The organism is Roseburia inulinivorans DSM 16841 (assembly GCF_000174195.1).
Lineage (GTDB): Bacteria > Bacillota > Clostridia > Lachnospirales > Lachnospiraceae > Roseburia > Roseburia inulinivorans.
This window is the reverse complement of record NZ_ACFY01000154.1, coordinates 54928-77655: the sequence shown is the minus strand read 5'-3', so window position 1 is coordinate 77655 and position 22728 is coordinate 54928. Positions and strand designations below refer to the sequence as shown.

The window sequence follows — 22728 nt, the reverse complement described above, 5'->3', positions numbered from 1 at the left end:
GAAATTACAAAAATGCAGGAAAATCAGGAAAAAGAATGATACGAGTTAGTCAGTTAAAACTGCCCGTAGAACATAGTGAGGAGCAGTTCTATCAGAAAATTGAAAAAAGTTTAAAATAAAAAAGATCAGATCAAAAAGCTTCAGATCGTAAAAAAATCAATTGATGCAAGGAAGAAGCCGGATGTCTCCATTGTCTATTCTGTAGATGTGTGGGTTGACAATGAAGAGAAGATTTTAAAACACTCCGGAAATAAAAATGCAGTCTGCGTCAAAGAGAAAAAATATAAAGTGCCGGAACATGGCACAGAGCGTTTCAACCACCGGCCGGTGGTGATCGGGGCAGGTCCGGCAGGACTTTTCTGCGCGTATCTGCTTGCAAGGGAAGGATACAGACCTCTCGTATTCGAACGCGGAAAAAAAGTCGGGGAGCGGACAGAAGATGTTTTACACTTCTGGAAAACAGGCGTACTGAATCCGGCATCCAACGTGCAGTTTGGCGAAGGCGGTGCAGGAACGTTTTCAGACGGAAAATTGAATACTCTGGTGAAAGATACTCTTGGGCGCAACCGGTTCGTATTAGATACGTTTGTCTCCTTTGGAGCGCCGGAGAAAATCACATATGAGAGCAAGCCGCATATTGGAACGGATATTTTATCGGACGTTATCGCAGCAATGCGCGAAGAGATCCTTCAGCTGGGTGGCACATTCGAATTTGAGAACTGTGTGACAGATATTCGGGTGGCGGACCAGAAGATCAAAGCTGTTGAGATCAACCACAATGCCTGGATGGAAACGGAGGTCTGTGTGCTTGCATTAGGGCACAGTGCGCGCGATACGTTTGAGATGCTTCAGAAGACCGGGCTTTTTATGGAACCAAAGGCATTTGCAGTCGGTTTTCGTGTGGAGCACCCACAGAGGGACATCAACCGCAGCCAGTATGGAGAAAAATATGCAGAACTGCTTGAGGCAGCACCTTATAAAGTGACCGCAAACCTTGCAAATGGAAGGGGTGTTTACTCCTTCTGTATGTGTCCGGGTGGCTATGTTGTGAATGCCTCCTCGGAGGAAAAACGTCTTGCGGTCAACGGAATGAGTTATTCCGACCGTGGAAGCAAGAATGCAAACAGCGCGGTCATCGTCTCTGTGACACCGGACGATTTTGACGGAACGGACGCACTTTCCGGTGTAGAATTCCAGCGCAGACTCGAAGAAAAAGCGTTTGCACTTGGAAACGGGAAAATCCCGCAGCAGCTTTTTGGCGATTACTGTGAAAATAAAAAAAGTACAGCATATGGAATCTTTTCTTCGGAGACAAGAGGCGAAACTGCTTTTGCAAATTTAAGAGGCCTGTTTTCAGATGAGATGGAGCAGTCTTTTATCGAGGGAATGCATTCCTTTGCAAAACACATCCCGGACTTTGACCGGAAAGATGCAATCATCTCCGGTGTGGAGAGCCGGACGTCCTCACCGGTACGCATCCGCAGGGATGAGGTGTTTGAGGCAAATATCAGAGGCATTTATCCATGCGGAGAGGGAGCCGGATATGCAGGAGGAATCACTTCTGCGGCAATGGACGGCATGAAAGTGGCGGAGGCGGTCATTCGAAAATATCAGCCTTTCAAATAAGAAAATCGCAGTCAGAAGAATCAGATAATTGCGCATGATAAACAGGCGCAATGGAAGGAAGTAACATAAGTGGCAGAATTTACACCAATGATGCAGCATTATCTGCAGACCAAAGAAGAATATAAAGATTGTATTTTATTTTACCGTCTCGGTGATTTTTATGAGATGTTTTTTGATGATGCCGTGTTAGTGTCAAAAGAGTTAGAGCTGACATTAACCGGAAAAAGCTGCGGTATGGAGGAACGTGCGCCGATGTGCGGTATCCCATATCATGCAGTGGAAGGATATTTAAACCGTCTGGTAGCCAATGGACATAAAGTGGCAATCTGTGAGCAGGTGGAAGATCCAAAGCTTGCAAAAGGAATTGTAAAAAGAGAGGTCATCCGTGTTGTAACGCCTGGAACGAATATGGATATCCAGGCTCTGGATGAATCCAAAAACAATTACATTATGTGTATTGTCTACCTGGCAGATAAATATGGGATTTCCCTTGCGGATGTTTCCACCGGCGACTATTATGTCACGGAAGTGGACTCCGAGCGCAAGCTGATCGATGAGATCAATAAATTTGCGCCTTCCGAGATTGTCTGCAATGAGAGCTTTTATATGAGTGGCGTGGATCTGGAAGACATGCGTCATCGTCTCGGAATTACCATTTATTCTCTGGATGCATGGTACTTCAGCGATGAGACGGCGGAGACAACCTTAAAAGGACATTTTCACGTCAACAGTCTGGAGGGGCTTGGCTTAAATGATTATGCCTATGGAACGATCGCAGCAGGGGCATTGTTAAAATATCTCTATGAGACACAGAAAAACAATCTGGATCATATTTCTGCCATCCATCCATATTCTACCGGCAAATTTATGATCATAGACAGTTCCACAAGACGAAATCTGGAGCTGGTAGAGACAATGCGAGAAAAACAGAAACGGGGTTCACTGCTCTGGGTATTGGACAAGACCAAAACTGCCATGGGCGCAAGGCTTCTTCGTTCTTATGTCGAACAGCCGCTGATCGATAAGGCAGAGATAGAAAAAAGACAGGATGCGATCGCAGACATCAACAGACATATGATCACCAGGGAGGAACTGCGTGAGTACTTAAATCCAATCTACGATCTTGAGCGTCTCATCACCCGTGTGACTTATATGTCCGCAAATCCGAGGGACCTGATCGCATTTAAGAATTCCATTGGAATGCTCCCACCGATCAAAACATTGCTGGAAGATTTTGATACGGAACTTTTAAAAGAAATTCAGACGGATATGGATTCGTTAGAAGAACTTTATCAGTTAATTGATGCATCGATCATGGAAGAACCTCCGATTTCTGTGCGCGAGGGAGGTCTTATCAAAGACGGTTATAACGAAAATGTAGACAAGTACCGTCATGCAAAGACCGAAGGAAAAACATGGCTTGCAGAGTTAGAGGCAAAAGAGCGTGAAAAGACCGGTATTAAAAACCTCAAAATTAAGTTTAACAAAGTATTCGGATATTATCTGGAAGTGACAAATTCCTATCGGGATCTTGTGCCGGATTACTTTACGAGAAAGCAGACACTCGCGAATGCAGAACGTTATATCACACCGGAGTTAAAAGAGCTCGAGGATATGATCTTAGGAGCAGAGGACAAGCTGATCAATTTGGAATACGATCTGTTCTGTGAAGTGCGCAACAGGATTGCAGCGGAAGTGGTCCGCATCCAGAAAACAGCAAAAGCGGTAGCAAAGCTTGATACCTTCGTTTCTCTTGCCGTGGTGGCAGACCAGAATAATTACTGCCGCCCAAAAATTAACGAAAATGGTGTGATCGACATTAAAGACGGCAGACATCCGGTTGTTGAAAAGATGATGAACAACGATATGTTTATCGCAAATGATACATATTTAGACAACGGCAACAACCGCATTTCCATCATCACAGGACCGAACATGGCAGGTAAGTCCACTTACATGCGTCAGACGGCGATCATAGTGCTGATGGCACAGATCGGAAGCTTTGTTCCGGCATCTTCTGCAAAAATCGGAATTGTTGACCGTATTTTTACAAGGGTTGGAGCGTCCGATGATCTTGCAAGCGGACAGAGTACGTTTATGGTAGAGATGAATGAAGTTGCAAACATCCTGCGAAACGCCACCAGCAACTCGCTGCTCGTCTTAGATGAGATCGGACGGGGCACAAGCACATTTGATGGCCTGAGTATCGCATGGGCGGTAGTTGAGCACATCAGCAATCCGAAGCTGCTCGGAGCCAAGACACTGTTTGCAACACATTACCACGAACTGACCGAGTTAGAGGGCAAACTGCACAATGTGAACAATTACTGTATCGCGGTCAAAGAAAAGGGCGATGATATCGTGTTCTTACGCAAAATCGTCCGGGGCGGCGCCGACAAGAGTTATGGTATCCAGGTGGCAAAACTGGCAGGTGTGCCGGATTCCGTCATTGAGCGTGCAAAACAGATCGTGGAAGAATTAAGTGCGAATGACATCACCGCTGTCACAAAAAATCTGGCCGTCGAGACTGGAACGAAAAAGAAAAAGAAAAATTAGACGAGGTCGATCTCGCACAGATGTCCTTATTTGACACGGTAAAAGATGATGATATTTTAGAGGAATTGAAGAATGTCGATCTGAGCAATATGACGCCAATCGATGCTTTGAACAAATTATACGAATTGCAGAATAAGATCAAAAACCGCTGGTAAAGAGCAGTTTTTTGATGGAAAGAAAGGGAGTGTCTGAAAATGCCGGAAATCATGTTACTGAATCAGGAGACAATCGATAAAATCGCAGCGGGCGAAGTGGTAGAGCGTCCTTCTTCTGTTGTAAAGGAATTAGTTGAAAATGCGATTGACGCGAAAGCGACTGCAGTGACCGTCGAAATCAAAGAAGGCGGTATCTCTTTTATCCGTATTACAGACAATGGGTGCGGCATCGAGAAGAAGCAGGTTCCGATTGCTTTTCTGCGCCATTCTACAAGTAAAATCCGAAGTGTGGAAGATCTGCTCAGTATTCATTCCCTTGGATTCCGCGGTGAAGCGCTTTCGAGCATTGCAGCAGTTGCACAGGTCGAGCTGATCACAAAGACCTATGAGGAACTGACAGGAACAAGATATGTGATCGAAGGTTCCAAAGAAATTGAAAATGAAGAAATCGGGGCACCGGAAGGAACGACTTTTATCGTAAGGAACCTTTTTTACAATGTTCCTGCCAGAAGAAAATTCCTAAAGACCGCCCAGACAGAGGCTGGATATATCAGTGACCTGATGGAGCGCATGGCCTTGTCCCACCCGGATGTCTCCTTTAAATTTATTAACAATGGTCAGACAAAACTACACACATCAGGCAATGGAAACGAAAAAGACCTCATTTACCATATTTACGGAAGAGATATTACATCTGCGGTTCTGAAGGTAGAACATGAGACTGAGCTGTTTAAGCTTCGCGGCTTTATTGGAAAACCAATGATCTCCAGAGGAAACCGTAACTATGAGAACTATTTTATCAACGGCCGCTACATCAAAAGTGCACTGATCGCCAAATCCATAGAGGAGGCATACAAGGGCTTTATGATGCAGCACCAGTATCCGTTCTGCGTGCTTTATTTTGAGATGGATTCGGAACTTTTAGATGTCAATGTACACCCGACTAAGATGGAATTGCGGTTCAGCCAGAATGAGGAAATTTACCATTCCTTATTTGAAATTATCCGGGATACGATCTCTCACCGGGATTTTATCCCGGAAGTCCCGGTAACGGAAGAAAAGAAAGAAACGATCCCACCGGTTCCAAAACATACACCGGAGCCTTTCGAGATCAGGCGGCGAGGTCAGGATGCTTTTTTTGAAAAAATGAAACAGACCAGTGCCAGTCCATTGACTGTGCAGGAAGAAAACTTATTTGCAAAGCCGCTTGCAGCAGAAGCGGAAACAAATACTTCCAAAGAGCCAATAGCAGAAATACATTCTGAACAACCTACATTAGAAAATAATTTTAAAGAAATCGTATCAGAAATACATGACATAGAATCTACACCGCAGGAAACCGCTCCAATCTATGAGCAGCAGAATTTAGAACAGCTTGACTCTCATTTTCTGACGAAAGATGCAAGAAAAAAACATAAAATCATCGGTCAGTTATTCGATACCTACTGGCTGATTGAATACGAGGATAAACTCTTTATCATCGACCAGCATGCCGCACATGAAAAAGTACTTTACGAGCGCACGATGAAAAAGATTTCAGAGAAAACATTTACATCGCAGACAATCAGTCCGCCAATCATCCTGACATTGAATCAGGATGAGGTGCAGGCACTGGAAACTTATGAAGCGCAGCTCTCGATGTTTGGATATGAAATTGAACCTTTTGGTGGGAAAGAATATGCAATTACTGCAATTCCGGCAGATTTTACAGATATCGACATGAAAACCATGTTTATTGAAATGCTGGATGATTTTGCCAATATTTCCGGCAAAGACGCACCGAATCTGATTATGGAAAAAGTGGCGTCTATGTCCTGTAAAGCTGCAGTCAAAGGAAACAATCATCTTTCCAGACCGGAGATTGAAGCGCTGATTGATGAACTTTTAGAGTTGGATAATCCATACAATTGTCCTCATGGAAGACCAACGATCATTTCCATGACAAAATATGAAATCGAAAAGAAATTCAGGAGAATCGTATAAAAATTATGACAGAAAAAAGACCGATGGTCATTTTGACCGGACCGACAGCCGTTGGAAAAACAGCCTTGTCCATCGAGCTTGCAAAAAAAATCAACGGATCGATCATCTCCGCAGACTCCATGCAGGTATACCGGCATATGGATATCGGCTCTGCAAAGGTGAAGCCGGAGGAGATGAATGGTGTCAAACATTACCTGATCGATGAATTTGAACCGGATGAAGAGTTTCATGTGGTAAAATTCGTGGAGCGTGCGAAAGAGCATTTGGAGGAAATCTATGCAGAGGAAAAAATCCCGATCATTGCAGGCGGCACAGGATTTTATATTCAGGCACTTCTCTATGATATTGACTTTACAGAGCAGGAGTGTGATGAGGCATACCGGGCAGAATTAGAACAGCTTGCGGCAGAAAAAGGTGCACACTATCTGCACAACATGCTGCGTGAAGTCGATCCGGCGTCCGCAGATGCCATTCATGCCAATAATATCAAGCGCGTGATCCGTGCATTGGAATTTTATCATCTTTCCGGTAAGCGGATTTCAGAACACAACGAAAAAGAGCGGGAGAAAACATCCCCTTACCATTTTGCATATTTTGTGCTCACGGATGAGAGATCACATCTTTATGCGAATATTGACAAACGGGTTGATCTTATGATAGAACAGGGACTTGTGGATGAAGTGCAGAAATTAAAAAATATGGGCTTTCACCGTGATATGGTTTCCATGCAGGGACTTGGCTACAAGGAAATCTTAGATTACCTGGATGGAAAAACCACTTTAGAAGAAGCCATCTACATCATCAAGCGTGAGACCAGACATTTTGCCAAACGACAACTCACATGGTTCCGCCGTGAGCGTGACGTCATCTGGCTTGATAAACAGGCTTATGATTATCAGGATGCAAAAATCTTAGACAGTATGATAAATATCTTAAAAGAAAAGACTATCATAAATTAACAATTATAATTTTGAGCAACTTATAACAGCAAAAAAAGAGTTTCGCTCAATAACGAAGAGAGGATAAATAGATAGCAATGAACCAGTTTTTAGAAGAACAATACAAAAATCTTGGAATCTCGAGGGAAGTATACGAATTTGGAGAAAAAATCGAGGAATCTTTAAAGGAGCGTTTTGCAGAGATCGACGCAAGAGCAGAATACAACCAGATGAAAGTCATAAAAGCGATGCAGGAGAACCGCGTCAGCGCAGAATGTTTTAATATGAGTTCGGGATATGGATATAATGATCTTGGAAGGGATACGCTGGAAAAAGTGTACGCTTCCTGTTTTAAGGGAGAGGATGCACTGGTCAGACCACAGATTACCTGTGGAACCCACGCGCTTGCACTCGCTTTAATGTCGAACTTAAGACCGGGGGATGAGCTTATGTCTCCGGTTGGAAAACCATACGACACCTTAGAGGAAGTGATCGGAATCCGTCCATCCAAGGGCTCTCTGGCAGAATATGGTGTCACTTACAGCCAGGTTGATTTATGCCGGACGGAAGTTTTGATTATGAGAATATCAAAAAAGCAATCAATGACCGCACGAAACTGGTGACAATCCAACGTTCCAAAGGATATGCCACAAGACCTACGTTATCCGTAACAAGAATCGGTGAGCTGATCTCCTTTATCAAAAATATCAAACCGGATGTAATCTGCATGGTAGATAACTGCTACGGCGAATTTGTGGAAGAAAAAGAGCCGTTAGAGGTCGGCGCGGATATGATCGTTGGTTCCCTCATCAAAAATCCGGGCGGCGGACTTGCACCGATCGGCGGCTATATCGTCGGCAAAAAAGAGTGCGTGGAAAATGCAGCATATCGTTTGACTTCTCCGGGACTTGGAAAAGAAGTTGGAGCATCTCTCGGTGTGATCCAGTCTTTTTATCAGGGATTTTTCATGGCACCGACTGTGGTGAGCGGTGCGTTAAAAGGAGCTGTTTTTGCTGCTAATATATATGAAAAATTAGGTTTTTCCGTCATTCCAAACGGTACAGAGAGCCGCCACGATATCATTCAGGCAGTTACCTTCAACAACCCGGATGCGATGATTGCATTCTGTGAGGGAATCCAGGCAGCTGCACCGGTAGACAGTTATGTAACACCGGAGCCTTGGGCAATGCCGGGATATGACAGTGATGTCATCATGGCTGCCGGAGCTTTTGTGCAGGGATCTTCCATTGAACTCAGTGCAGATGGACCTATCAAGCCTCCATACGCCGTTTATTTTCAGGGTGGCCTGACCTGGTATCATGCAAAGCTTGGAATTTTGATGTCTTTACAAAAACTTAAGGAACGGAATCTTGTTAATACAGATTTGTTATGCTAAAATGAAAAAAGAGTTTTTTGAGTTGACATAAAACACTTTCAGGGAGAGTGAAAGGAATTTATGAATCACTCATTCACAACAAAAGAATTACCGGAATCCGAAAGACCATATGAGAAGTTCTGGAAATACGGTGCAACAGCGTTAAGCGATGCAGAACTTTTAGCGATCGTGATCAAATCAGGAAGCAGTAAAATGACTGCCGTGGATGTGGCAAGAAGTTTTTTATCACAGAAAGACAGAAACCTCATGAATCTTTATGAGATGTCTTACGATGAAATGAAAAAGATCCACGGAATCGGAGATGTGATCGCGATGCAGTTAAAATGCATTGCGGAACTTTCCACGCGGATTGCCAATACCAGACATTTTGAGGGTATTCAGATGAGGAGCGCAGCAACGGTTGCAGAGTATTATATGGAACAGCTAAGGCACGAGCAGCAGGAGAAGCTGATCGTCTGCATGTTTGACAGCAAATGTAAATGGCTGGGAGACTCTGTTGTCACAACAGGAAGTGTCAGTTCCTCGATTGTTCCGCCGAGAGAGATTTTTATCTGTGCATTGGAGAAAAAGGCAGTACACATTGTGATGGTACACAATCATCCAAGCGGCAGGGCAGTTCCCTCCGGAGAGGATAATACAGTGACTGCAAGGATCGCAGAAGCCGGAAAATTATTAGGCATTGCGCTGTCAGATCATATTATTATAGGTGACCGTACTTACTTCAGTTACCGGGAAGCCGGGTATCTCACATAATGGGAAGTTACCGTTATGAAATACTCCGTGAAACTACAACGGATTCTTTGATTATGGAAAACAACACAAGGGAGAAGAAAATGAACAGCAACGTATATGGAATTGATCTTGGAACCTGCAATATGAAGATTTACTGCAAGACTTCCAATAAAATATTAAATGAGAAGAATACCATAGCTCTGGTAAAAAAAGACCAGATTTATGCTTATGGTGATGCTGCTTATGCAATGTATGAAAAAGCACCGGAGACGATCAATGTCACATTCCCGGTGATCAGTGGAGTAATCGCTGATTTTAATAATCTTCAGACCATGCTCCAGATGTACTTAGAAGAGCATATGAAGGGAAAAATCCGGGGCGCTGAATTTATCGTTGCGGTTCCAACTGATATTACAGATGTAGAAAAGAGAGCGTTCTTTGAGATGTTCTACAAGAGTAAATTAAAACCAAAGAGTGTCCTTTTATGTGAAAAACCAATTGCGGATGCCGTTGGCCTTGGACTAGATGTCAATGAGCCGACCGGTATCATGGTTGTGGACATCGGTGCAGATACAACAGAAATTTCTGTCATCTCCCTCGGCGGACTGGTATTGAGTGATCTGTTGCATTTCGGAGGCAACCGGATTGATGAATCGATCATTACTTATGTGAAGAGAACCTATAATCTTGTGATTGGTCAGAAGACCGCACAGGCATTAAAAGAGAAGCTTGGTTCCGGTATTCCTGGAAATACAGAAACCATGGTCATTGTAGGACGTGATGTGGTAAGTGGACTTCCGATTGAGATGGAGATCACAGGGGAGGTTGTCTACGAGGCGATCAAGGATAACTTAAACAGCATCTGTAATTCCATCAAGATGATCTTAGAGAAAACTCCACCGGAGCTTGCAAAAGATATTATCCATTCCGGTATTTACATTACCGGTGGAAGCTCCCAGATACATAATCTGAGCCAGTTGTTCAAAGATATCACCGGCATTGAGATCAACACCTGTGAGGAGCCGGAAGAGTGCGTTGTCCGTGGACTGGTGAAGATTGTAAGTGACCAGAAGTACAAACATCTGGCGTTCAGCATGAAAAATAAAATCTTAAAATAGAATGTAATGCAGGATACACCTGCATACGTTGTTAGAAATTGAGGAATGGAATGAGACGAAAATCAAAATTTTTTCTTCCTGCAAGATACCTTCTTCTGATCATGTCAGGGGTATGTATTATCATCATGTTATTAAGTTTTACTTTAAATATATCCGGTGGTCCGCTGAATGCGGCAGCCGGTTATGTTTTTGTGCCAATGCAGGAGGGAATCAATAAAGTTGGCACCTGGATCTCCGACAAGGCGGTAAATCTGAAAAACTTAAGTGATGTCATGGCAGAGAATGAGGATCTGCAGAATCAGGTAGATGAACTGACAACAGAACTGAATACAATTAAACTGGAGCAGTACGAGTTAGACAACTTAAGGGAACTTTACAATCTCGATCAGAAATACCCGAGTTATGAGAAAGTTGCAGCGAATGTAATCGGAAAAAACAGTGGAAACTGGTTTAATACTTTTACAATCGATAAGGGTAGTAATGATGGAATTGAAGTGGATATGAATGTTATGGCAGGAAGCGGACTTGTTGGAATTGTCACAGATGTCGGACCAAATTATGCCAAGGTGACATCGATCATCAACGATACCAGCAAAGTCAGCGGAATGGTTACGACCACTTCGGATAACCTGATCGTGTCCGGAAGTCTGCAGAAAATGAATGAAGATATGGTGATCGAATTCAATAATTTAAATGACAAAGACAATGAAGTTTCCATCAATGATCCGGTGGTCACTTCCGCGGTTTCTTACAATTATCAGCAGGGAATCTTAATTGGATATATCAGCTCGATCGAGACAGATTCCAATAATCTGACTAAATCAGGAACCATTACACCGGCGGTTGATTTTGAGCATATCGAAGAAGTACTTGTCATTTTGAACAAGAAACAGACGGTGGAAAATTAAATCAGGGAGGATGACATGCGAAGAAAAATAACTGTATTTTTAATCATAGCAGTTTGTTACCTTTTGCAGAGTACCGTATTTCAGGCACTTTCTTTTGCATCAATCTCTCCAAATCTGATGATTGTTGTTGTCTCTGCATTTGGTTTTATGAGAGGAAAAAAAGAAGGACTGTGGATTGGCTTTTTCACAGGACTTCTTTTAGATGTTTTTACAGGAAGTATTCTGGGATTCTACGCATTGCTTTATATGTATGTGGGCTATTTCAACGGATTTTTCCGGAAAATGTTTTACCCGGAAGATATCAAACTGCCGATGCTTCTGATCGCAGTCAGCGATTTTTCATGCAGTCTGATCATTTATTTCCTGTTATTTTTATTCCGTGGAAAGTTTGATATTTTATACTATCTGTTAAATATCATGATACCGGAACTTGTATATACAATGGTTGTGACCATTTTCTTATATTTTATAATTTTAAAAATTAACCAGAAACTTGAAACAATAGAAAAAAGGAGCGCTGTAAAATTTGTTTGATAATATCAAAGAGTTTTTCCGTACGATCTTCAGATCGAGACTGCTTGTCGCAGCAACCGTGATGGTTCTTTTGTTTTCTGTGCTGATTTTCCGGATGTTCCAGCTTCAGATCATAAAGGGCGCAGAATACCAGGACAATTACACGTTAAAGATTGTCCGGGAACGTACGTTAAACAGTACCAGAGGAAATATTTTAGACCGCAATGGTGAAGTGCTCGCCTACAATGAACTCGCATATTCCATTACGATCGAGGATAATGGTTCCTATGATTCTACCAAAGAAAAAATAAACTTTTAAATGCAGAAATTGCTGATATCATTACTGCCCTGGAAAAAAATGGGGATGACATTATCAATAATTTTAAAATTACAGTGAACGATAATGGAAATTACGAATTCACTGTGAGCGGAAGTTCATTAAAACGTTTTCTTGCAGATGTTTTCGGTCAGGCATCTTATTCTGATCTGAAGTATGACAAAAAACTTGGTTACAATCAGGCGGAAGCGACTGCTGACCAGGTTATGGATTATCTGAAAGTGACACGTTTTGGAATCAGTGAAGATTATGCTGAAGATATGGCATATAAAATCACAGTGGTGCGCTATGCAATGTCTGAAAACAGCTATCAGAAATATATTGCTACCACGATCGCAAGCGATGTCTCTGAGGAGTCTGTTGCTTACGTGAGTGAGAATACATCAAAGCTTCAGGGTGTGGAAGTCATTGACGATACGATCCGTAAATACAATGATGCTGAATATTTTGCATCGATTATCGGCTACACTGGAAAAATTTCTACCGAAGAGTACGAGAGTTTATCTGCGGATAACGACAACTATACTTTAAACGACGTGGTCGGAAAAGCCGGTATTGAACAGGTGATGGATGCGTCCCTGCAGGGAACAAAAGGCTATGAAAAGCTTTATGTCGATTATCTTGGAAAAGCGGTGGAGGTTTTGGAACGCGAGGAACCTTCTGCCGGAAATGATGTTTATCTGTCGATCGATAAGAACTTACAGATTGCTGCATATGATCTGTTAGAGCAGGAGATCGCAGGTATTGTATATTCCAATATTGAAAGTTCCGGTTCTGAGATGAATATCCCGATCACTGACGTTTATTTCGCACTGGTAAATAATAATGTGATCGATATTGAACATTTTTCAGATGAAAAAGCAACCGAAAATGAAAAAGCTGTCATGCATATTTTCTCCGGCAGACAGCAGACCGTCCTCTCGTCTGTGACCAGCGAGTTGAAGGGGGCATCCCCGGCAGCATTTGGTTCACTCGGAGAGGAAGATCAGGATTATTTTACTTATATTATCAACCAGTTGAAGGAGAAAAAAAATCCTTCTGCAGAAATCAATTGATAAAACGGATGAGGTATATCAGGAGTGGCAGAGTGGTACGATCAGTGCCCAGGAATACCTAAACCATGCGATCGCGCAGAACTGGATTGACATCACACAGTTTACAATTGATGAGAAGTACTCGGATTCGACAGAAATCTACGATGCTTTGTGCGATTATATTATGGATGACATTGCCACAGATACCGGATTTTCCAAAATTATTTATGAGTATCTCATTAAGGCAGGATCTGTTTCTGGGAAACAGTTGTGTCTGATCTTATACGATCAGGGAGTACTTGCCTACGATGCAGAGGAGATCAGTTCCCTGGAATCGAATGCAGTCAGTCCGGTCAGCTTTTTAAAGGATAAGATCAAGAATATTGAGATCACACCGGCACAGCTTGCATTGGATCCATGCTCCGGTTCCTGTGTGATCACGGATGTAAAAACCGGAGAACTGCTGGCATTGGTAAGTTATCCGGGATATGATAACAACCGTCTTGCAAATACGGTTGATGCAGATTATTTTGCAAGTCTCAACACGGATTTGTCCAAGCCACTTTATAACTATGCAACGCAGGAACGCACCGCACCAGGATCTACTTTCAAAATGGTATCCTCGGTTGCAGGTCTTGCCACAGGTGTGATTACACCGACGACACAGATCATGGACAAGGGTGTGTATGAAAATATCAGCAACCATCCGCGATGCTGGGCATTAAATCACGGTTACACGCATGGACTGATCAATGTATCTGAGGCACTCCGTGATTCCTGTAACTACTTCTTTTATGATGTTGGTTATCGTCTTGCAACGAATAATTTTTCTACATCCTATGATGATGCGGCTGGTATTTCCAAAATTCAGGAATACGCATCGCTTCTTGGATTAGATGAGACAACGGGCGTGGAGATTGAGGAAAACGATCCGCAGATTGCAGATGAATACCCGGTCATGGCAACGATTGGACAGAGTAATAATAACTATGCGACCATCCAGCTTGGAAGATATGTATCTGCCATTGCAAATGATGGAAATGTATATGAATACACATTGTTGAGCAAAGTATGTGATTCCGATGGCAATACATTGGAAACCTTTGAGCCAAAAGTAAGAAATACGGTGGATGTATTAGATACCACACAATGGAATGCCATTCATACCGGAATACGTATGGTAGTGGAAAATCTGTCTACATTTGATAATTTCCCAATTGAGGTTGCAGGTAAGACCGGTACCGCACAGCAGAGTCTAAACCGTCCAAACCATGCGTTGTTCGTCGGATATGCGCCGTACAGTGATCCTGAGATATCGATCGCAACTCGTATCGCATTCGGTTATACATCACATAATGCTGCTGAATATGCCAAGAATGTATTTTCTTACTATTTTGATGTTCAGGATGCTGAGGAACTGCTGAACGGTCAGGCAGAAAATGTAGGTGAGTCATCAAACAGCTTTAATGACTAAGTAAAAAGGAGGTCTTACTTCATGAGTGAAGTGATCACTTTCACGTCAGGAAAAGGCGGCGTTGGCAAAACAACTACCACAGCGAACGTCGGAGTTGGACTTTCACTATTAGAGAAAAAAGTAATTTTGATTGACACGGACATCGGGCTTCGCAATCTCGATGTTGTGATGGGACTTGAAAACCGGATTGTATATAATCTGGTCGATGTCCTCACAGGAAAATGCAGAGTGAAACAGGCTGTCATAAGAGACCGCAGATATCCGAACCTCTCAGTCATTCCATCTGCATGTGTGCGGGAGCATCCGCCAATCACGATAGAGGCGATGCAGACGCTCATGGAGGAATTAAAGGAGTCGTATGATTATATCCTTGTGGATAGCCCGGCAGGAATTGACAGCGGCTTTGACCTTGCCGTCTGCGCGGCAGATAAAGTAGTCGTTGTGACAACGCCACAGGTGGCGGCCGTCCATGATGCGGACTGTGTCTTGCGCCTGCTCCGAAGGAAAAAAGATATCTCCACTTATCTGCTGATCAATTCATTTCGGAAACAGTTGGTAAAAGAGGGAAACATGCTTCAGATTTCCGATATCTGCGAACTTTTGAACACGGAACTTCTGGGTGTGGTACTGGAAGATGAACATATTATCATTTCCCAGAATCACGGTGAGAGCATGATGGGAAAGAAAGGCACTTCCCAGACATGTTATGAGAACATCTGCAGACGCCTTGTGGGGGAAGCGGTTCCAATCCCGGATTTTCTTCAGGAAAAACACCGTTTCCGCGGATTCTTCTGGAACAAGCCTGCAAAGCAGACCATCAATTCATAGCTGACTTTTGTGCATAGCAGAAATGGAGAAAAAATGAGAGAACAATCTGTAACTGCCGCAAAAGAACGTTTAAAATGTATGATCCATTATGAAAACAACATTTTAGACGAAGAAACGATGGGATACATACGGCGCGACATCGGAAATGTGATCACGAAGTATGTGGATGTAGAACCTGAGAATATTGAGATAAAAGTCATTTTAAAAGAATACAAAAAGAGAGAATTGCAATGTTTAAACAGTACAAACTGAGAAATTATAAGTTCATATTGGTCATGTATGTGATGATTTTAAATGTGATCGGAATCCTTCTGATCGGAAGTGCCAAGCCATCGGTGCAGAGTAAGCAGATTTTGGGTATGATCGCCGGGCTTACGATCATGGTGATGCTCTCCCTGATCGACTATAACTTTATTTTGAAGTTTTCCTGGCTGATCTACTTTTTCATGATCGGTGTGCTTTTGCTCGTTATGTTTGCCGGTGATGATGCCGGTGGCGCACAGCGCTGGTTTGAGATCGGCTCATTCCGTTTCCAGCCTTCTGAACTGGCAAAAATTTTAATTATCCTGTTTTTCGCCTACTTTTTTATGAAGCATGAAGAGAAAATCAATACACCGAAGGTACTGATCTTGTCATTTGTACTCGCAGGCATACCGCTTGCCCTTATTTTAAAGCAGCCGGATCTCTCAACGACAATTGTTACCGCATTAATTTTTGCTGCCCTCTTGTTTGTTGCGGGATTAAGTTATAAAATAGTAACAGGTGTTTTGGCTGTCAGTATTCCATCAGCAGTGATAATGTTTACGTTGCTGATCCAGGACAAACTTCCGTTTATCAAAAGTTATCAGGTGACACGTGTTATGGCATGGCTTTACCCGGATGATTACCCGGCAGATGCTTACCAGCAGCAGAATTCCATCATGGCGATCGGTTCCGGCCAGCTGTGGGGAAAAGGGCTGAATAATACAGATGCCACTTCGGTAAAAAACGGTAACTTTATCCCGGAACCCCAGACAGATTTTATCTTTGCGGTAGCGGGGGAAGAACTTGGATTTATCGGTACGGTTATCATTATAATTTTATTGCTTTTCATCACGATTGAGTGTATATTAATTGCTAGAAAAGCAAAAGATACCGCAGGAAAAATGATCTGCTGTGGATTTGCTGCACTGGTGGGCTTTCAGAGCCTGGTTAACATTGGGGTTGCAAGTGGGGTGCTTCCGAATACCGGTTTGCCGCTTCCATTTGTCAGCTATGGTCTTACGTCGCTTTTATCATTATATATAGGGGTGGGGCTTGTGTTGAACGTTGGACTACAGCCGAAAAAATATTGACAGGAGGTAACCGCATAATGAACATTGGACTTATTGCGCATGATTCAAAAAAGAAATTAATGCAGAACTTCTGCATTGCATATAGAGGGATTCTTTCGAAGAATGAACTTTATGCAACCGGAACAACCGGAAGACTGATCGAGGAGGTGACCAATCTCAATGTTCATAAGTATCTGGCAGGACATCTGGGTGGTTCCCAGCAGCTTGGTGCACAGATTGAACATAACGAGATCGATCTTGTCATTTTCTTAAGAGATCCACTTACTCCGAAATCTCATGAACCGGATGTAAATAATGTTGTGAAATTATGTGATACACATAATATTCCTTTGGCAACGAACCTTGCCACTGCCGAACTTTTGATTCGAGCATTAGACAGAGGAGATTTAGAGTGGCGTGAAATGTATAAATAAAATGAGACTGCTGTGTCTGTGTGGCATAGCAGCTGTTTTTATGTCCGGGTGCGGACAGACCGTAGTAAGTTACGACAATCCATATGATATCTACAGCACATCGGCAGATTATGGATTGGCCTCCGAGGGAGCCGGGTCAGAAAAAACTTATTTTTCTCAGAATCTGTGTGTGGCAGATGATGTGAACATTGGAAACGATACGACAGATTCCCAGGTTGCAGAAGGGGCAGGAACTTTCAATCTTGCAACTAATACCGTGACTTATGCACAGAATATTTATGAAAAATTATATCCTGCCAGCACAACAAAGATTCTGACTGCATATATCGCCTTAAAATACGGAAATCTGGAAGATTATGTGACCGTCAGTGAAAATGCTGCAAATCAGGCTTCCGATTCTTCTGTCTGTGGTTTAAAAGCAGGTGATGTGGTGCAGCTTAAGGATCTCTTATATGGCATGATGTTAAAGAGTGGAAACGATGCTGCAATTGCGATTGCAGAGCATATCGGCGGAAGTGTGGAAGGTTTTGCAGATATGATGAATCAGGAGGCACTTGCAATGGGTGCTACAAGATCCCATTTTGTCAATCCAAACGGACTTCCGGATGAGAATCACTATACCTCCGTTTATGATCTCTACCTTATTTTCCAGAATGCAGTGCAGGATCAGACGTTTCTCGATATCATCAGTACGATGAGTTATGATGTTGTATACACAGATGTGAATGGTGCGGGCGTAGAGAAAACATGGGAGAATACAAATCAGTACCTCACCGGTAAGGAAAAAGCGCCGGAAGGGATCACTGTCGTAGGTGGAAAGACCGGAACAACAGGAGCTGCCGGATACTGTCTGGTACTGTATTCTTATAATGCTTCCGGACAGCCGATCGTCTCCATTGTTTTAAAAGCAGACGGAAAGTCAAACCTTTATCTTCTCATGAATGAAATGCTCAGTGGTTTTGCGAATTAACAGTTGTATTTTATGTGCATATGTACTATAATTGTTTTATAAAACCTACTGTTTTTATTCAAAATACATAAAACAGGGAATATAAGGAGGAAATGACAATGATAGAAATTATTGCAGGCGAAAAAGGAAAGGGTAAGACCAAAGAATTATTAGCCAAAGTAAATCATTCTGTTGCAACCGCATCCGGAAACATTGTTTATCTGGACAAAAGCCAGAAGCATATGTACGAACTGAATAACAAGGTTCGTCTCATCAACGTGATGGATTATCCAATTGATAATTGTGATGAGTTCCTTGGATTCTTATGCGGAATCGTTTCACAGGATCACGATCTGGAAGAGATGTATCTTGATAGTTTCCTTACAATTGCATTTGCTGAGACGGATGACGAGATCCAGCATGCAATTGAAAAACTCGACATCATCAGTGAGAAATACAATGTGAAGTTTATCTTAAGTGTTTCAAGAGATGAGTCCAAATTACCTGAGTGTGCAAAAGCAAAGATTGTCATTTCCCTATAATTACTTTGCTATTAAAAGGTTGCTGCGCTAACTTGATTTAGTGCAACAACCTTTTTTGCATACAAAACAGCTCAACCTTTTTCTAAGCTTCGTCTCCACTTTTAATTCTTCCATAAAGACTGATCGTGTAAAGACCACCGATACCTACCAGCGCATAGACAATGCGGGAAAGCCATGAAAGATTTCCAAACAGAAATGCAACAAGGTCAAAGCGGAAGAATCCGATTAGTCCCCAGTTAATGGCACCAATGATCACCAATGTCAGTAAAGTATAATCCAACCAATTTGTTTTCATGAGTATATCTCCTTTGATATCATCTTTTTGTTTATTTTTTCCTGTGAAACCGTTTTTTATACATGAATCGCATTGTTTTGCCCTGTAAAAAATGCTATAATGAGCGGAAGTGAGAAAAACAAGGCAGGTTATGCAATTGAAGAAAAACAAAAATGTTGTGAAATATAGAAAACCAATGAATTTTAATATTGGTGTCATTATATTTGTCATCATCTTTATTTATCTGGTATTTAATGTGTTCAGTTATCTGACAGAGACACATATTTCTGTTTATGAGGTGGAGCAGGGAACCATTGCGGTCAATAATGTATACAATGGTCTGATCCTGCGCGATGAAAAAATCATCAATTCAGATTATTCCGGTGCAGTGAATTATTATGTAAAAGAGGGTTCCAAAGTAGCCTACGGCGATTTGGTCTGCTCCGTTGATGAGAATGGAGACGTTTCGAACATGATCAACGAGGCCAGCCAGGATGGAAGTACCATCGACAGTGAGAACCTTGCAGAAATTGAGAAAACCATCAATGACTTTTTATATGCCTATGATGGAAAAAACTATTATCAGGTATACAGCTTTAAGGACAATGTCAATGCATCTCTGAGTGAGGCATTGAGTGTAAACGCCTTAAATGATATCTCGGATTATGTTGCTTCTGCGGAGAACAATAATACATTTCATAAAGTGATCACAGATGTGCCAGGAATCGTAACTTATTATACGGACGGATTTGAAAATGTTACGGTTGATAATTTTACGGCCGCAATGTTTGACGAATCCAATTATTCCAAAAACGATTTGAAAACAAACCCGGCTATCCAGGCCGGTTCACCTGAGTACAAGCTGATCGACAGCGAATATTGGAATATTATTGTTCCAGTGCCGGATGCAACAGCGGAATCATTAAAAGATGACGATACAATTAAGATCCGCTTTTTAAAAGATGCAAAAGAAGCCTACGCGACTTATTCCATTGTCGGGCGTGATGGACAGCAGTATCTGATCCTCTCACTGAAAAGTGCTATGGTTAGATATGCGTCAGAGCGCTATGTGGAGATTGAACTTTTACTGTCCGAAGAAACCGGTCTTAAAATTCCAAATTCCGCGATCACCGAGAAAGAGTTTTACACCGTTCCAATCGATTTTTTCTTAAAAGGCGGGGATTCCAGCGATGAGGGAATTCTGGTGGAACGCACGGACAAGGACGGAAAAAGTACCACGGAATTTGTGACACCAACCATTTATTATGAGACAGACGATACCTATTATATCGACAGTGAGTATGTGTCCTCCGGGGATATCCTGCAGAAACAGGATTCCAGTGAGACGTATCGTGTTGGTACAGACACTGCATCGTTACAGGGTGTTTACAACATTAACAAGGGTTATGCTGTATTCAAGCAGATTGATGTTTTATATCAGAACGAGGAATATACGATCGTAAAGACAGGTACAACTTATGGCATCGCATTATACGACCATATTGCGTTAGATGGGACAAAGATTGATGAAAATCAGCTGATCAAATAAAGACAACGGCGAAGGAGATAAAATCAAATGTTAAAAGATAATTTAAAAAATGTAGAAGAACGTGTACAGGAAGCGTGTGACCGCGCAGGAAGAAAGAGAGAAGAAGTGACGCTGATCGCTGTCAGTAAAACAAAACCAATTGAGATGCTTCAGGAAATTTACGATGAAAATATCAGGGATTTCGGCGAAAATAAAGTGCAGGAGCTCTGCGATAAAATCGAGAAAATGCCAAAGGATATCAAATGGCATATGATCGGACATCTGCAGAGAAACAAAGTAAAATACATTGTCGGACAGGTTGCACTGATCCATTCTGTTGATTCCTACCGTCTGGCAGAGGAGATCAATATTCAGGCAAAGAAGAAAAATATCATTGTTCCGATCCTTGTGGAGGTAAATATTGCGCATGAGGAATCCAAGTTCGGTATCTCCGAGGAAGATGCGATCCAGTTAGTGGAAGAGATCGCAGAACTGGAAAATGTCCGCATTAAAGGACTTATGACCATCGCGCCATACGTGGAAAATGCAGAGGATAACCGGTTGTATTTCCGTAAAATAAAAGATTTATCTGTTGACATCGCTGCGAAAAACATAGATAATGTATCTATGGAAATTCTGTCTATGGGTATGACAGGCGATTACGAGGTGGCAATCGAAGAGGGAGCTACCATGGTTCGTGTCGGAACTGGAATTTTTGGAGCACGCAATTACAACAAACAATAATGCACCGGATACCAGTAAGAGAAAGAAGCAGAATTTAAAATCAGTTTAATAGGAGCAGCAAAAAATGAGTTTTCTTGATAAATTTTTAAATGTGATGCGTTTGAATCCGGATGACGATGACGATTTTTACAATGAAGACTATGATTATGATGACGAAGAGGAAGAAGTAAAACCAAAATCTTCTTTTAAGAAACGTGAAAAAGAGGATACTTTTACCGATGATTACAAAGAAAAACCGGTAAAGACCACTCCAAAAGTCACACCGATCCGTCCGTCCAAAAAACAGCAGAATCTCGCTGGTATGGAAGTATGTGTGATCAAACCGACATCTGTTGAGGATGCAAGAGAGATCACGGAGACATTGTTAAACAACCGCACAGTTGTTTTGAATGTGGAGGGATTAGATGTAGAGATTGCGCAGCGTATCATTGACTTTACCTCTGGTTCCTGCTTTGCAATCAGCGGAAATCTTCAGAAGATTTCGAATTACATTTTCATTATCACTCCGGCAGCGGTTGATATTTCAGGTGATTTCCTGAATATTGTAGACTCTTTTGATACGACCAGAGGACTGTAGAGAACGACATTATGAATGAGCAGGAACTTTGCAAAAAGAAGTTAATAGATTTATCCAGACAGGCAAATAGAAAGGGAATCGTTTTATTCAGCGATTTCCTTAATTTAAATGAACTGAATATTTACCACCAGAACGAAAAGTTTTTTGAGACAAAGACAGAAGCTTCTGGAGGTGTTCCTTTTGCAGAGCGTCAGATAGTTGCATTTATACCTGATGCTCTTTATTATGAGTGGCAGTTTCCAATTGCATATCTTGAGATTGTTCCATCTTATCCAAAGTTTGCAGAAAAATTAGGACACAGGGATATTTTAGGTTCTATGATGAATCTTGGTGTTGACCGCTCAAAATTAGGCGATATTGTAATCTGTGAGGACAAATATTTTTTAATCTGTGAGGAGAGTATGGCGCCTTATTTTATGGAGAATCTTGATAAAATACGTCATACAGTTGTAAAGCTATCTCCTGTGTCAGCAGATGCGTTAGGACAGCAGCAGAAATTTGAAGAAAAAGATGGAATCATCACTTCGAACCGTTTAGACAGCATGATCGCATGTGTCTACAAATTTTCCAGAAGCCAGGCATTGGAATTTTTCAAGGCGGAAAAAGTATTTGTGAATGGCAAATGTGTTCAGAATCCATCCTATCGCTGTAAGGAAGCAGATATTATCTCGGTGCGTGGTTATGGCCGTTTTGTTTTTGAGCGGGAGATGGGCGAAACAAACAAAGGAAGAATGAAAGTTCGCTATAAATTATATGGATAAGTGAGGGC

General features: G+C 42.1%; 20 protein-coding genes and 3 pseudogenes. 22 read left to right on the top strand and 1 reads right to left on the bottom strand.

What is annotated here, in order from left to right; translation table 11 throughout:
- Window positions 1-35 precede the first annotated feature (35 nt).
- From ROSEINA2194_RS16425 to ROSEINA2194_RS16350, 18 genes and pseudogenes are all read left to right on the top strand, one after another.
- Window positions 36-1626 (top strand): annotated as a pseudogene (locus tag ROSEINA2194_RS16425) (NAD(P)/FAD-dependent oxidoreductase).
- A gap of 87 nt (window positions 1627-1713) precedes the next feature.
- Window positions 1714-4337, top strand: a pseudogene (gene mutS, locus ROSEINA2194_RS16420) (DNA mismatch repair protein MutS).
- 39 nt (window positions 4338-4376) lie between these two features.
- Window positions 4377-6320, top strand: a complete 1944-nt coding sequence (mutL, locus tag ROSEINA2194_RS16415; protein ID WP_007890065.1) for a DNA mismatch repair endonuclease MutL — start codon at window positions 4377-4379, stop codon at window positions 6318-6320.
- 5 nt (window positions 6321-6325) lie between these two features.
- Window positions 6326-7279, top strand: coding sequence for a tRNA (adenosine(37)-N6)-dimethylallyltransferase MiaA (gene miaA, locus ROSEINA2194_RS16410; protein ID WP_007890064.1), 954 nt, complete (start codon window positions 6326-6328; stop codon window positions 7277-7279).
- 77 nt (window positions 7280-7356) lie between these two features.
- Window positions 7357-8654, top strand: a pseudogene (locus ROSEINA2194_RS23675) (methionine gamma-lyase family protein).
- A gap of 60 nt (window positions 8655-8714) precedes the next feature.
- Window positions 8715-9407, top strand: a complete 693-nt coding sequence (gene radC / locus ROSEINA2194_RS16400) for a RadC family protein (RefSeq protein ID WP_007890061.1) — start codon at window positions 8715-8717, stop codon at window positions 9405-9407.
- An 80-nt stretch (window positions 9408-9487) separates the two neighbouring features.
- Window positions 9488-10504, top strand: a complete 1017-nt coding sequence (locus tag ROSEINA2194_RS16395) for a rod shape-determining protein (RefSeq protein WP_044928608.1) — start codon at window positions 9488-9490, stop codon at window positions 10502-10504.
- A gap of 50 nt (window positions 10505-10554) precedes the next feature.
- Window positions 10555-11412 carry a rod shape-determining protein MreC gene (mreC, locus tag ROSEINA2194_RS16390; protein WP_007890058.1) on the top strand — a complete coding sequence of 286 codons (858 nt, stop codon included), beginning with the start codon at window positions 10555-10557 and terminating at the stop codon, window positions 11410-11412.
- A gap of 15 nt (window positions 11413-11427) precedes the next feature.
- On the top strand, window positions 11428-11946 hold the full coding sequence (gene mreD, locus ROSEINA2194_RS16385) for a rod shape-determining protein MreD (protein ID WP_007890056.1): 519 nt from the start codon (window positions 11428-11430) through the stop codon (window positions 11944-11946).
- Entirely contained in the window at window positions 11939-12244 is a 306-nt protein-coding gene (locus ROSEINA2194_RS22320) for a hypothetical protein (RefSeq protein ID WP_007890055.1), read from the top strand. The genes mreD and ROSEINA2194_RS22320 overlap by 8 nt, the downstream gene beginning before the upstream one ends.
- Window positions 12245-12348: 104 nt before the next feature.
- On the top strand, window positions 12349-13317 hold the full coding sequence (locus ROSEINA2194_RS22315) for a penicillin-binding protein 2 (protein WP_252832685.1): 969 nt from the start codon (window positions 12349-12351) through the stop codon (window positions 13315-13317).
- 163 nt (window positions 13318-13480) lie between these two features.
- The gene (locus ROSEINA2194_RS22310; protein WP_007890053.1) at window positions 13481-14770 is read left to right on the top strand and encodes a penicillin-binding transpeptidase domain-containing protein; all 1290 of its coding nucleotides are present in this window, start codon (window positions 13481-13483) and stop codon (window positions 14768-14770) included.
- A gap of 21 nt (window positions 14771-14791) precedes the next feature.
- Complete coding sequence (gene minD / locus ROSEINA2194_RS16375; RefSeq protein WP_007890047.1) at window positions 14792-15598, top strand: septum site-determining protein MinD; 807 nt, start codon at window positions 14792-14794, stop codon at window positions 15596-15598.
- 33 nt (window positions 15599-15631) lie between these two features.
- Window positions 15632-15850 carry a cell division topological specificity factor MinE gene (locus tag ROSEINA2194_RS16370; RefSeq protein WP_007890042.1) on the top strand — a complete coding sequence of 73 codons (219 nt, stop codon included), beginning with the start codon at window positions 15632-15634 and terminating at the stop codon, window positions 15848-15850.
- Window positions 15829-16932, top strand: coding sequence for an FtsW/RodA/SpoVE family cell cycle protein (locus ROSEINA2194_RS16365; protein WP_007890038.1), 1104 nt, complete (start codon window positions 15829-15831; stop codon window positions 16930-16932). Before ROSEINA2194_RS16370 ends, ROSEINA2194_RS16365 begins: the two co-directional genes overlap by 22 nt.
- 17 nt (window positions 16933-16949) lie before the next feature.
- Entirely contained in the window at window positions 16950-17345 is a 396-nt protein-coding gene (locus ROSEINA2194_RS16360; RefSeq protein WP_007890035.1) for a methylglyoxal synthase, read from the top strand.
- Window positions 17329-18315 carry a D-alanyl-D-alanine carboxypeptidase family protein gene (locus tag ROSEINA2194_RS16355; protein WP_007890033.1) on the top strand — a complete coding sequence of 329 codons (987 nt, stop codon included), beginning with the start codon at window positions 17329-17331 and terminating at the stop codon, window positions 18313-18315. Before ROSEINA2194_RS16360 ends, ROSEINA2194_RS16355 begins: the two co-directional genes overlap by 17 nt.
- 98 nt (window positions 18316-18413) lie before the next feature.
- A complete protein-coding gene (locus tag ROSEINA2194_RS16350) occupies window positions 18414-18836 on the top strand; it encodes a cupin domain-containing protein (protein WP_044928588.1) in 423 nt (140 codons plus the stop codon).
- 82 nt (window positions 18837-18918) lie between these two features.
- On the opposite strand, the gene ROSEINA2194_RS16345 is transcribed toward ROSEINA2194_RS16350, so the two are convergent.
- The gene (locus ROSEINA2194_RS16345) at window positions 18919-19131 is read right to left on the bottom strand and encodes a DUF378 domain-containing protein (RefSeq protein WP_007890027.1); all 213 of its coding nucleotides are present in this window, start codon (window positions 19129-19131) and stop codon (window positions 18919-18921) included.
- Window positions 19132-19261: 130 nt separating this feature from the next.
- Between ROSEINA2194_RS16345 and ROSEINA2194_RS16340 the strand changes: the two genes are divergently transcribed.
- The 4 genes from ROSEINA2194_RS16340 to ROSEINA2194_RS16325 all read left to right on the top strand — a co-directional run bounded on the left by ROSEINA2194_RS16340 (window position 19262) and on the right by ROSEINA2194_RS16325 (window position 22720).
- Window positions 19262-20659 (top strand): biotin/lipoyl attachment domain-containing protein, encoded by a 1398-nt coding sequence (locus ROSEINA2194_RS16340; protein ID WP_007890023.1) that lies wholly within the window; start codon window positions 19262-19264, stop codon window positions 20657-20659.
- Between the two features lie 27 nt (window positions 20660-20686).
- Window positions 20687-21382 carry a YggS family pyridoxal phosphate-dependent enzyme gene (locus tag ROSEINA2194_RS16335; RefSeq protein WP_007890012.1) on the top strand — a complete coding sequence of 232 codons (696 nt, stop codon included), beginning with the start codon at window positions 20687-20689 and terminating at the stop codon, window positions 21380-21382.
- 64 nt (window positions 21383-21446) lie between these two features.
- Window positions 21447-21959, top strand: coding sequence for a cell division protein SepF (locus ROSEINA2194_RS16330; protein ID WP_007890008.1), 513 nt, complete (start codon window positions 21447-21449; stop codon window positions 21957-21959).
- Window positions 21960-21970: 11 nt separating this feature from the next.
- Window positions 21971-22720, top strand: a complete 750-nt coding sequence (locus ROSEINA2194_RS16325) for a YlmH family RNA-binding protein (protein ID WP_007890005.1) — start codon at window positions 21971-21973, stop codon at window positions 22718-22720.
- The last annotated feature ends 8 nt before the right edge of the window (window positions 22721-22728 follow it).